This window comes from Variovorax sp. P4_D9, assembly GCF_056401695.1.
Window position 1 is genome coordinate 1 of the sequence record NZ_JBFUIU010000242.1, and the last position, 11,770, is coordinate 11,770.

At 67.2% G+C, this 11,770-nt stretch carries 9 protein-coding genes; 8 read left to right on the forward strand and 1 reads right to left on the reverse strand.

The features are described 5' to 3' along the window. Window positions 1-184 precede the first annotated feature (184 nt). The 6 genes from AC1DY5_RS24325 (at window position 185) to AC1DY5_RS24350 (ending at window position 7,109) form a co-directional block, all read left to right on the forward strand. Window positions 185-1,162 (forward strand): ABC transporter permease, encoded by a 978-nt coding sequence (locus tag AC1DY5_RS24325; RefSeq protein WP_478115521.1) that lies wholly within the window; start codon window positions 185-187, stop codon window positions 1,160-1,162. 2 nt (window positions 1,163-1,164) lie between these two features. Next, window positions 1,165-2,418 carry a M20 aminoacylase family protein gene (locus AC1DY5_RS24330; RefSeq protein WP_478115523.1) on the forward strand — a complete coding sequence of 418 codons (1,254 nt, stop codon included), beginning with the start codon at window positions 1,165-1,167 and terminating at the stop codon, window positions 2,416-2,418. A 27-nt stretch (window positions 2,419-2,445) separates the two neighbouring features. Further along, window positions 2,446-4,029, forward strand: coding sequence for an ABC transporter substrate-binding protein (locus AC1DY5_RS24335; RefSeq protein ID WP_478115524.1), 1,584 nt, complete (start codon window positions 2,446-2,448; stop codon window positions 4,027-4,029). A gap of 128 nt (window positions 4,030-4,157) precedes the next feature. Next, the gene (locus AC1DY5_RS24340) at window positions 4,158-5,069 is read left to right on the forward strand and encodes an ABC transporter permease (RefSeq protein ID WP_478115526.1); all 912 of its coding nucleotides are present in this window, start codon (window positions 4,158-4,160) and stop codon (window positions 5,067-5,069) included. Then, window positions 5,066-6,058: an ABC transporter ATP-binding protein gene (locus AC1DY5_RS24345; RefSeq protein ID WP_478115528.1), complete on the forward strand. Its 993-nt coding sequence runs from the start codon at window positions 5,066-5,068 to the stop codon at window positions 6,056-6,058. The genes AC1DY5_RS24340 and AC1DY5_RS24345 overlap by 4 nt, the downstream gene beginning before the upstream one ends. Before the next feature lie 58 nt (window positions 6,059-6,116). Further along, a complete protein-coding gene (locus AC1DY5_RS24350) occupies window positions 6,117-7,109 on the forward strand; it encodes an ABC transporter ATP-binding protein (RefSeq protein ID WP_478115530.1) in 993 nt (330 codons plus the stop codon). A 63-nt stretch (window positions 7,110-7,172) separates the two neighbouring features. Here AC1DY5_RS24350 and zwf read toward each other — a convergent pair whose 3' ends face one another. Beyond that, complete coding sequence (gene zwf, locus AC1DY5_RS24355) at window positions 7,173-8,642, reverse strand: glucose-6-phosphate dehydrogenase (RefSeq protein ID WP_478115532.1); 1,470 nt, start codon at window positions 8,640-8,642, stop codon at window positions 7,173-7,175. A 137-nt stretch (window positions 8,643-8,779) separates the two neighbouring features. Between zwf and AC1DY5_RS24360 the strand changes: the two genes are divergently transcribed. After that, window positions 8,780-9,799, forward strand: coding sequence for an ABC transporter substrate-binding protein (locus AC1DY5_RS24360; RefSeq protein ID WP_478115533.1), 1,020 nt, complete (start codon window positions 8,780-8,782; stop codon window positions 9,797-9,799). Between the two features lie 4 nt (window positions 9,800-9,803). Further along, window positions 9,804-11,770: ABC transporter permease (locus AC1DY5_RS24365; protein WP_478115534.1), on the forward strand; the 1,967-nt coding region annotated here is incomplete at its 3' end.

Consider the following 11,770-nt stretch of genomic DNA (forward strand, 5'->3'; position numbering starts at 1 on the left):
GGCACCAAGTACAAACCGACCTCTTTGCCGGACGCCGCGCATCCATTACAGCAAAGTTTCATGCGTCGCGGGTGGCGCGATAGCGCGATGGAAAACTGAAATGAATATGCCGCACACCCCCGGGGAACCCCCGCTTGGGCACGCAGATTGCTCTGCTAGCATCATTGGACACCTTTGTTTCTGAATGATTGCTTTCGTACTGCGCCGCCTGATCCAGGCCGTGATCGTCATGGTCGCGGTCGCCTTCTTCGCCTTTCTCCTCTTCCAGTACGTGGGCGACCCGGTCGTCTTTCTGTTGGGCCAGGACGCCAAGCCCGAGCAGATCCGCGAGCTTCGCGCCGCCTTGGGGCTCGACAAGCCCTTCTTCGTGCAGTTCTGGCACTTCCTGCTCAATGCCGCGCAAGGCGAGTTCGGCCTCAGCCTGCGGCAGGGCGCCAAGGTCTCGCGCCTGATCGGCGAGCGCTTCCCGGCCACGCTCGAACTGTCGATGGTCGCGGCCGTGCTGGCCATCGTCATCGGCATCCCGATGGGCGTCTACACCGCGCTCAAGCGCGGCACCTTTATGAGCCAGGTGTTCATGACGCTTTCCTTGCTCGGCGTCTCCCTGCCGACCTTCCTGATTGGCATCCTGCTGATCCTGGTGTTCGCGGTGCACCTGGGCTGGTTCCCGAGCTTCGGCCGCGGCGAGACGGTGCAACTGGGCTGGTGGAGCACCGGCCTGCTGAGGTCCGACGGCTGGATGCACATCGTGCTGCCGGCGATCACGCTGGCGATCTTCCAGCTGACCTTGATCATGCGGCTGGTGCGTGCCGAAATGCTCGAGGTGCTTCGCGCCGACTACATCAAGTTCGCACGGGCGCGCGGCCTGTCCGATCGCGCGATCCACTTCGGCCATGCGCTCAAGAACACGCTGGTGCCGGTGATGACCATCACCGGCCTGCAGCTGGGCGGCCTGATCGCGTTCTCGATCATCACCGAGTCGGTCTTCCAGTGGCCCGGCATGGGACTGCTGTTCATCCAGGCAGTGACCTTCGCCGACATCCCCGTGATGGCCGCCTACCTGTGCCTGATCGCCCTGATCTTCGTCGTCATCAATCTCGTGGTCGATCTGCTCTACTTCGTGGTCGATCCGAGGTTGAGGATCGGTAGTGGAGCCCATTGAAGATGACCGAATCACGACTGCAGGCGGCTGGCAGGCCCTTCGCGCACATCGCGCGCTTCTATCCTGAGCTGACCGCGTTCCGGCGCGATCTGCATGCGCACCCCGAACTCGGCTTCGAGGAGGTCTACACTGCGGGCCGCGTCCGCGAGGCCTTGAAGGCCTGCGGCGTGGACGAGATCCACACCGATATCGGCAGGACCGGGGTGGTCGGCGTGATCCACGGCAGCTCGACCGCCAGCGGCCGCATGATCGGCCTGCGGGCCGACATGGATGCGCTGCCGATGTGCGAGGACAACGACTTCGAATGGCGCTCGGCCAAGCCCGGCCTGATGCATGGCTGCGGCCACGACGGCCACACCGCGATGCTGGTCGGCGCGGCGCGCTACCTGGCGGAGACGCGCACCTTCGACGGTACCGCGGTGCTGATCTTCCAGCCCGGCGAGGAAGGCTTCGCCGGTGCCCGCGTGATGATCGAGGACGGCCTGTTCGACCGCTTCCCGGTCGATTCGGTCTACGCGATGCACAACTGGCCCGGCATGCCGGCCGGCACCGTCGGCATCAACCGCGGCGCGATGATGGCGGCGGCGGACCGCATCACGATTGAGGTCGAGGGCAAGGGCGGCCATGGCGCCCATGCCTACCTGACGGTCGATCCGGTGGTGGTCTCGGCCCACATCATCACCGCGGTGCAGAGCATCGTGTCGCGCAACGTGCGTCCGATCGACGCGGCGGTGGTCAGCATCTGCGCCGTGCAGGCGGGCGACCTCGGCGCGATGAGCGTGGTGCCGGGAAAGGCGACGCTGGTCGGCACCGTGCGAACCTTCAGTTCCCGCGTGCAGGAGCAGGTCGAGCGGCGGCTCGTGGAGCTCTGCGCGGCGGTGGCTACGGGCTTCGGCGCCACGGCCCAGGTGAAGTTCGAGCGCATCTATCCGGCCACCATCAACACCACGCCCGAAGCCCTGTTCGCCGGCGACGTGGCCGAGTCCCTGGTTGGCGCCCACAACGTCGAGCGCAACATGGAGCCGAGCATGGGGGCCGAGGATTTCTCCTTCATGCTGCAGAAGAAGGCCGGCGCCTACCTGCGTATCGGGCAGGACGCCCGGGGCGGCGCCTTCCTGCACAACAGCAAATACGATTTCAACGACGAGATCCTGCCCCTGGGCGCCGCCTTGCACGCGGGCCTGGTGGAGCAGGGCATGCCGCTGGCCGCCAAGGCCGGCAAATCAGAAACCAGGGCCGTCACGACGGCAACCTGAGTCTTTCCAACCCGAGGAGTGCTTCTCATGAGTCTGAAGAAAAGTGTGGTCGCGGCCGCGATCCTGTCCGTGCTGGCGACCGCGAGCCTGATGGCCGGTGCCCAGACGATCCGCATCGCCAACCAGGGTGACGCCTTGTCGCTCGACCCGCACTCGCTCAATGAGTCACTGCAGCTCAGCGTCACCTCCAACGTCTACGAGACCCTGGTCGGCCGCAACAAGGACCTGAGCCTGGCGCCGCTGCTGGCGACCAGCTGGAAGCAGACCTCGCCCAATGTCTGGCGCTTCGAATTGCGCAAGGGCGTCCAGTTCCACGACGGCACGCCGTTCACGGCCGACGACGTGGTATTCAGCTTTGCCCGCGCCAAGGGCGATGGCTCCGACATGAAGGCGACGCTGAGCGACATCAAGGAAGTGCGCAAGGTCGGCGACCTGGCGGTCGAGATCGAGACCGCCGGTCCGTTCCCGATCCTGCCCGACGTGATCTCGCTGACCATGATGATGAGCAAGAAGTGGTGCGAGGAGAACGGCGCCGCCAAGCCGGTCGACAAGCGCAAGGGCGTCGAGAACACGGCTTCGTTCAAGGCCAACGGCACCGGGCCCTTCCGCGTGCGCGAGCGCCAGCCCGACGTCCGCACCGTGTTCACCCGCAACCCCACCTACTGGGGCAAGATCGAAGGCAATGCGCAGGAGGTCATCTTCACGCCGATCGCCAATCCCTCGACCCGGGTAGCCGCTCTGGTGTCGGGCCAGGTCGACGTCATGGAGCCGGTGCCGGTGCAGGACATCGCGCGCATCACGGCCAGCCCCGATGCGCGCGTGATCACCGGCCCCGAGCTGCGCACCATCTTCCTGGGCATGGACCAGAAGCGCGAAGAGCTGCTGTACTCGAGCGTGAAGGGCAAGAACCCGTTCAAGGACAAACGCGTGCGCCAGGCCTTCTACCAGGCCATCGACGTCGTCGGCATCCAGAAGACCGTGATGCGCGGCGCCTCGCGTCCGACGGCGCTGCTGGTCGGCCCGGGTATCAACGGCTGGACCGCCGAGCAGGACAAGCGCATGCCCTTCGACGTCGACGCCGCCAAGAAGCTGCTGACCGAGGCCGGCTATCCGAACGGCTTCGAGGTCACGATGAACTGCCCGAACGACCGCTACGTGAACGACGGCCAGATCTGCCAGAGCGTGGCCTCGAACCTCGCGAAGATCGGCGTCAAGATCAATCTCGCGACCGAGACCAAGGGCACCTACTTCCCGAAGATCCTGCGCCGCGACACCAGCTTCTATCTGCTGGGCTGGACTCCGACCACCTACGACTCGCACAATGCGCTGTCGTCGCTGACCGCCTGTCCGGACGACAAGGGCACCGGGCAGTTCAACCTCGGCGCCTACTGCAATCCCAAGCTCGACGAACTGACGAAGAAGATCCAGTCCGAGACCGACAAGACCAAGCGCAACGAGCTGATCAAGGAAGCCTTCACGATCCATGCGGACGATGTCGGCCACCTGCCGCTGCACCAGCAGTCGCTGGCCTGGGGCGTCAGCAAGAAGGTCGAGCTGACCCAGCTCGCCGACAACTTCATGTTCTTCAAATGGATGAGCATCAAGCCTTGAAAGTATGAGCCCCCACGCTCCGTCACTGCGCGTACTCGCTGCCCCCCGAGGGGGCCGCAGGCCGCCTTGGGGTGGCCCGGCGCCGGCCTGATCTCCTCTGGCCTACGGCGCCTTCTATTCAGTCCCCGATGAAAAAAACTCTAGCGCGCTGGCTCGACAGCGATGTCGGTCATAGCTTTCGCAGCTCGCCGGTCGCGATGATGGCGGCCGCGATCGCGTTCCTGTGCCTCTTCTGTGCGGTGTTCGCCGGCTGGGTGACGCCGCACAATCCCTTCGATCTCGCGGTGCTCGAACTCGGCGACGCGCGCCTGCCGCCGGCCTGGAGCGCGGAGGGTTCCACCAAGTACCTGCTGGGCACCGACGATCAGGGCCGCGACATTCTCTCGGCCGTGATCTACGGTGCCCGGATCTCGCTCATCGTCGGCGTGGTGTCGGTGGTGCTGTCGGTCCTGGTCGGCGTGCTGTTCGGACTGCTCGCCGGCTTCTGGGGCGGCTGGCTCGACGCCTTCCTGATGCGCGTCTGCGATGTCATGCTCTCGTTCCCGCCGATCCTGATCGCGCTGCTGATGGCCGGCGTCGGCCGGGCCCTGTTTCCCGACGCGCCGACCTCGGTCGCCTTCGGCGTGCTGATCGTCGCGATCTCGCTGACCGGCTGGGTGCAGTACGCACGCACCGTGCGCGGCTCGACCCTGGTCGAGCGCAGCAAGGAGTACGTGCAGGCGGCGCGCGTCACTGGCGTCTCGCCCTGGCGGATCATGGTGCGCCACGTGCTGCCGAACGTGATGGGGCCGGTGATGGTACTGGCGACCATCCAGGTCGCGACCGCGATCATCACCGAGGCAACGCTGTCCTTCCTCGGTGTCGGCGTGCCGCCGACCTCGCCGTCGCTGGGCACCCTGATCCGCGTCGGCAACGACTACCTGTTCTCGGGCGAATGGTGGATCACGGTGTTCCCGGGCGCGATGCTGGTGCTGATCGCGCTCAGCGTGAACCTGCTCGGCGATTGGCTGCGCGATGCGCTCAACCCGAGGCTGAGATGAGTCTTCTGCAAGTTCGGAACCTGGTCGTCGAATTCCCGCACCGTCGCGGCACCCTGCGCGCGCTCGACGACATCTCCTTCGAGATCGCGCCGGGCGAGATCCTCGGCGTGGTGGGCGAATCGGGCGCCGGCAAGTCGCTCACCGGCGCTGCCATCATCGGCCTGCTGGAGCCGCCCGGCCGTGTCGCCGCGGGCGAGATCTTGCTCGAAGGCCAGCGCATCGACAACCTCGGCCACGAGGCGATGCGCCATATCCGCGGGCGCAAGATCGGCGCGATCTTCCAGGATCCGCTGACCTCGCTGAACCCGCTGTACACCATCGGCAGGCAGTTGATCGAGACCATACGCACCCACCTGCCGGTGAGCGAGGACGAGGCGCGGCGGCGTGCCATCGGCCTGCTGCAGGACACCGGCATCCCGGCGGCGGCCCAGCGCATTGACCACTTCCCGCACCAGTTCTCGGGCGGCATGCGGCAGCGCGTCGTGATCGCGCTGGCGCTGGCGGCCGAGCCGAAACTGATCGTCGCCGACGAGCCGACCACCGCGCTCGACGTCTCGATCCAGGCGCAGATCATCCAGTTGCTCAAGGGCATCTGCAAGGAGCGGGGCGCCGCCGTGATGCTGATCACGCACGACATGGGTGTGATCGCCGAGACCTGCGACCGGGTGGCCGTGATGTACGCAGGCCGGGTGGTCGAGATCGGCCCGGTGCACGAGGTGATCAATGTGCCCGCCCATCCCTACACCTCGGGCCTGATGGCCGCCATCCCCGACATGACGATGGACCGCGAACGCCTGAACCAGATCGACGGCGCGATGCCGCGCCTCAACGCGATTCCGCGCGGCTGCGCCTACAACCCGCGCTGCCCGCGCGTGTTCGACCATTGCCTGGTTGAACGGCCGGACTTGTTCAATGCCGGCGCGACCCGCGCCGCCTGCTGGCTGCACGAGACGCACACCGCGTCGCCGGCCTACGGGGGCGTCGTATGAGCGCCGCTCGGCCGCCCGAAGGCGCTCGCACCGCAGTGCGCAGCACGGAGGTTTCCTGATGACGGCCTTGGTGCAGGCACACGACCTGGCGAAGAGCTTCGACGTCTCGCCGCCCTGGCTCAACCGGGTGCTCGAGCGCAAGCCGCGCGTGCAGCTGAAGGCGGTCGATGGCGTGAGCTTCTCGATCGAGCGCGGCAAGACGCTGGCGCTGGTCGGCGAGTCCGGCTGCGGCAAGAGCACGGTGGCCCGRCTGCTGGTCGGCCTCTACGAGCCGACCCGCGGCGGCATGCAGTTCGACGGCCAGGACGCGCATGCGGCCTTCAAGACCGCGGCAGGACGGGTGCTGCGGCGGCGCATCCAGATGATCTTCCAGGATCCCTACGCGAGCCTCAACCCGCGCTGGATCGTCGAGGACATCATCGGCGAGCCGCTGCGCGAGCACGGCATCCTGAAGGAGGGTCCGGCGCTCAAGGCGCGAGTCGGCGAACTGCTGAAGTCGGTCGGCCTGAGCCCGCTCGACATGGTGAAGTACCCGCACCAGTTCTCCGGCGGCCAGCGGCAGCGGATCTCGATCGCGCGGGCGCTGGCGACCCAGCCCGAGTTCCTGGTCTGCGACGAGCCGACCTCGGCGCTCGACGTCAGCGTGCAGGCGCAGGTGCTCAACATCATGAAGGACCTGCAGCGCGAGCAGGGCCTGACCTACCTCTTCATCTCGCACAACCTCGCCGTGGTGCGGCACGTGGCCGACCAGGTCGGCGTGATGTACCTGGGACGGCTGGTCGAGGTGGCGGACAAGCAGCAGCTCTTCGCGACGCCGCAGCATCCCTACACCCGGATGCTGCTCGATGCGATCCCGCAAATGAAGCACACCGGCCGCCGCCGCACGCCGGTGCAGGGCGAGGTGCCGAACCCGTTGAACCCGCCGAGCGGCTGCACCTTCCATCCGCGCTGCCCGCTGGCCAACGAGCGCTGCAAGACCGAGCGGCYGCCGCTGCAGATGCTGCGCGGCGTGCAGGTGGCCTGCCACGCCGTGGAAGAGGGCAGAGACTGAGACCTTGCGGGACAGACCAAGAAACTGCGCAGCAGTTTTTGCTCTGTCCTCAACTGATCAGATCTACTGCTCTTCGCCCCAGGCGTAGCCGTCTCTTGCAATCATGGCGCTCGATGCGCTCGGGCCCCAGGTGCCGGCCGCGTACGGTCGCGGGGCGCCGTCCGACGCCCAGCTGTCGATCAGCGGCTCGACCCAGCGCCACGCCTCTTCCTGCTCGTCGCTGCGCACGAACAGGTTCAGGCGGCCGTCGATGACGTCGAGCAGCAGCCGCTCGTAGGCGCCGACGCGCTCGGTGCCGAAGCGCTTGTCGAAGTCGAGGTCGAGCTGGACCGGTGCGAGCTGCGGGCCGGCGTGGCGGTTGCCGTTGCGCTGGCGCTTGTCCTGCGCCTGGGCTAGCAGGTGCAGTTCGAGTCCGTCCCTGGGTTGCAGGTTGATCACCAGCTTGTTGAACGCATTGGTCGGCGCCCGGTAGATCGCGTGCGGCGTCTGCCGGAAGTTGACCTCGATGCGCGCATCGCGCGAGGCCAGCCGCTTGCCGGTGCGGATGTACAGCGGCACGCCGGCCCAGCGCCAGTTGGCGATCTCGGTGCGCAGCGCGACGAAGGTCTCGGTGCGGCTCTCGGGGTCGACGCCGGGTTCGCCGCGGTAGCCCTGCACCCGCTCGCCGTAAGCCGTGCCGGCCGTGTACTGGCCGCGAATCGCATGCATGCCGATCGACTCGGCGGTCCACGGCTTCAGTGCCCGCAGCACCTTGAGCTTCTCGTCGCGGATGGCGTCGGCGTGGGCGTTGATAGGCGGCTCCATGCCGAGCGCGCAGACCAGTTGCAGCGCGTGGTTCTGCACCATGTCGCGCAGGGCGCCGGTCTGGTCGTAGAAGGCGCCGCGCTTCTCGACCCCGAGGTCCTCGGCGATCGTGATCTGGATGTTGGCGATGTACTCGCGGCGCCAGATCGGCTCGAACAGCGCGTTGCCGAAGCGCATCGCGAACAGGTTCTGCACCGAGGGCTTGCCCAGGTAGTGGTCGATGCGGAATATCTGCTGCTCGGACAGGACCTCGCGCACCGCATGGTTGATGGCCCGGTTCGAGGCCAGGTCATGGCCCAGCGGCTTCTCGAGCACCAGCCGGGTCTGCGGGCCGTTGAGCCCGGCCGCCGCAATCTGCCCGACCGCCTGGGTGAAGAGGCCGGGCGCGGTGGCCAGGTACATCAGGACGTTGTCCGCATTGCGCGTCTTGAGCAGGTCGGCGAGCCTCGCATAGTCCTCCGGCTTCGAGAGGTCCATGCGCAGGAAGTACAGCATCGAGGCGAACTTCTTGAACTCCTCGGGCGTCGGCCGCTTGGCGCCCTCGACCGCGGCGAAGCGCGACTGGATCAGTTCGCGGTAGTCGTCGTCGCTCAGGTCGTCGCGGGCGACGCCGATGATCCGCCCGCCTTCGGGCAGGCTGCCGTGGCGGAAGGCCTGGAACAGGGCCGGCATCAGCTTTCGCCAAGCGAGGTCGCCGGTGCCGCCGAAGAGGACGAGGTCGAAACTCATGGATACATCCGTGTAGTTGTAAATGCCGAGCATGAAGCTTGCCAGCGAATGGTACTTGTACCGATCCTTGGAGCGATCACTCCACGCTAAGCTGAAATGAAGCAGGGRGGGCCTTATTACTCTGGAGCAGGGTCCTGATGAAGAAAACAATTGCGATGACGGCGCTGGCAGCGCTGCTGGGCGCCTCGGGCGCCGCTTCGGCCCAGACCGTCAACGTCATCTGTTCGGTCCAGGCCGAATGGTGCAACATGATCGCCACCGTCTACGCCCGCACCACCGGCGTCAAGCTCAACATGTCGTTGAAGGGCTCGGGCGAAGCGCTGGCGCAACTGATCGCCGAGCGAGACAACCCCAAGACCGATGTCTGGTTCGGCGGCACCGGCGACCCGCACCTGCAGGCCGCCGAATCGGGCCTGACGCTCGAGTACAAGTCACCCAGCCTGTCGCAGCTCTATCCGTGGGCGCAGCAGCAGGCCCAGCAGTCGGGGTACAAGACGGTCGGCATCTATTCCGGCCCGCTGGGTTTCGGCTACAACACCGAACTGCTGCAAAAGAAGAAGCTGGCCGTGCCGCGCAGCTGGGCCGACCTGCTGAAGCCCGAGTACAAGGGCGACATCCAGGTCGCGAACCCGGCCTCGAGCGGCACCGCCTACACGATGATCGCAACCCTGGTGCAGCTGATGGGCGAGGACAAGGCCTTCGACTACCTCAAGGGCCTGCACAAGAACGTCGGCCAGTACACGCGCTCGGGCACCGGCCCGATCAAGGCGGTGGCGCGCGGCGAGACCGCGGTGTCGATCAGCTTCGTTCACGATGCGCCGCAGGAAAGAATGCAGGGCTTCCCGGTCGATACCGTGACGCCGTCCGAAGGCACCGGCGCCGAGATCGGCTCGATGAGCATCGTCAAGGGCGCGCGCAACCTGGCCGAGGCCAAGAAGTTCTACGAGTGGGCGCTGACGCCGCAGGCCCAGACCTTCGGCGCCGCGGCCAAGCAGTTCCAGCTGCCGTCGAACAAGGCGACGCCGGTCGACGCCAACGTGCCCGACTTCAAGAAGATCAAGATGATCGACTACGACTACGCCAAGTACGGCGCCAGCGCCGAACGCAAGCGCCTGATCGCGCGCTGGGAGAAGGACGTCAACTCGCTGCCGCGCTGAGAGCATGCGACAGCGCCCCAACGCCCCGGTCTGGACCTGCATCGCGGCCGGGTTGCTGGCCTACCTGCTGCTGCCCTGGTATGCGATCCAGGACACCAGCTGGTGGGAGGCGATCCCGCAGGTCTTCGGCGCCGCCGAGGGCGCCAACGGGGTCATGCAGGCGGTGCTGCAGGGCCGCAGCTGGCTCTGGATCGGCGTTATCGGCCTGGCGATCTGCGCCCTCGGCGGCCTGCTGCCGGCCGGCCGCGCCCAGGGCCGGCTGCTGCTCGTGGGCGGCGCCGTCGGTGCCATCGGCCTGGCGCTCAGCGGCTTCCTGATCGGCGCCCGCGGCTGGACCCTCCCGATTCTCAATGCGCAGCTCGGGGAGCTGCCGGTCAGCCAGTTCGGCATCGGCGCCGGCGGCTTCGTCGCGCTATCGGCGCTGATTCTGCTCGCGGCCTTCGGGCTGGCGCGGCTCGGCTTCTTCAAGGGCGACCTGTTCGTTTCCGGCGCGGTGATCGGCTGCGGCGTGCTGATGGCGCTGTTCATCGCCTACCCGGTCAGCAAGGCGCTGGCCGGCGCCTTCCTCGACGAGGAGGGCCGCGCGTCCTTCTCGGCCTTCGCGGCGCGCATCGGCACCGAGCGGGTCTGGGGCCTGGGCTGCCTGGCCGGCGGCGTGCGCTGCGGCGTGGCCTGGAACACCCTGGTGCTGGCCTTGCTGACCGCCGCCGGCACCACCTTCCTCGGCACCCTGATGGCGTTGATGGCCGAGCGCGGCAGCCGCCGCTGGCAGGCCCCGCTGCGCGTGCTGGCGCTGCTGCCGATCATCACGCCGCCCTTCGTGGTCGGGCTCGGTCTGATCCTGCTGTTCGGCCGTGCGGGCGTGGTCAACCAACTGCTCGAGAGCGCCTTCGGCATCGAGCCGACGCGCTGGTTCTACGGCATGCCCGGCGTGCTGGTGGCGCAGCTCTTCGCCTTCACGCCGATCGCCTTCATGATCATGCGCGGCGTGGTGCAGGGCGTCTCGCCGAGCCTCGAGGAAGCGGCGCAGATGCTGCGCGCCGATCGACGCCGCACCTTCTTCACGGTCACGCTGCCGCTGATCAAGCCCGGCCTCGCGAATGCCTTCCTGGTCGGCTTCATCGAGAGCATCGCAGACTTCGGCAATCCGGTGGTGGTGGGTGGCCAGTTCTCGGTGCTGTCGACCGACATCTTCTTCGCCATCGTCGGCGCCCAGTACGATCAGGGCCGCGCCGCCTCGCTGGCCTGGGTGCTGACGATCTTCGCGCTTGGCGTGTTCGCGCTCCAGCGCGCGGTGCTCGGCAGGCAGAACTACACCACGGTCAGCGGCAAGGGCGACGCCGGCATCGCGATGGCGCTGCCCGACGGCGTGCGCCGTACCATCTACTGCATCGCGCTGCCATGGATCGCCTTCACGGTGGTGGTCTACCTGTTCGCCTTCGCGGGCGGCTTCGTCCAGACCTGGGGCCGCGACTACAGCTTCACGCTGAACCATTTCAAGACCGCGTTCGCGCTCGAGTGGGGGCAGTTCGGCATCGTCTGGGCGGGCACGGCCTGGAACTCGCTGATCACCACGGTCAAGCTGGCCGGCCTCTCGGCGCCGCTGACCGCCGGGCTCGGCCTGCTGATCGCCTGGCTGCTGGCGCGCAACGAGTTCAAGGGGCAGGGCGCCTTCGAGTTCGCGGCGCTGCTGGCCTTCGCGATCCCCGGCACGGTGCTGGGCGTGAGCTACATCCTGGCCTTCAATGTRCCGCCGCTGGAGCTCACCGGAACCGGCCTCATCATCGTGCTGTGCTTCATGTTCAGGAACCTGCCGGTCGGCGTGCGCGCGGGCACGGCGGCCTTCAAGCAACTCGACCGCTCGCTCGACGAGGCCTCGCTGATGCTGCGCGCCTCGACCTCGCAGACGCTGTTCAAGGTGGTGCTGCCCTTGCTGAAGCCGGCCCTGGTGGCGGCGCTGGTCTACAGTTT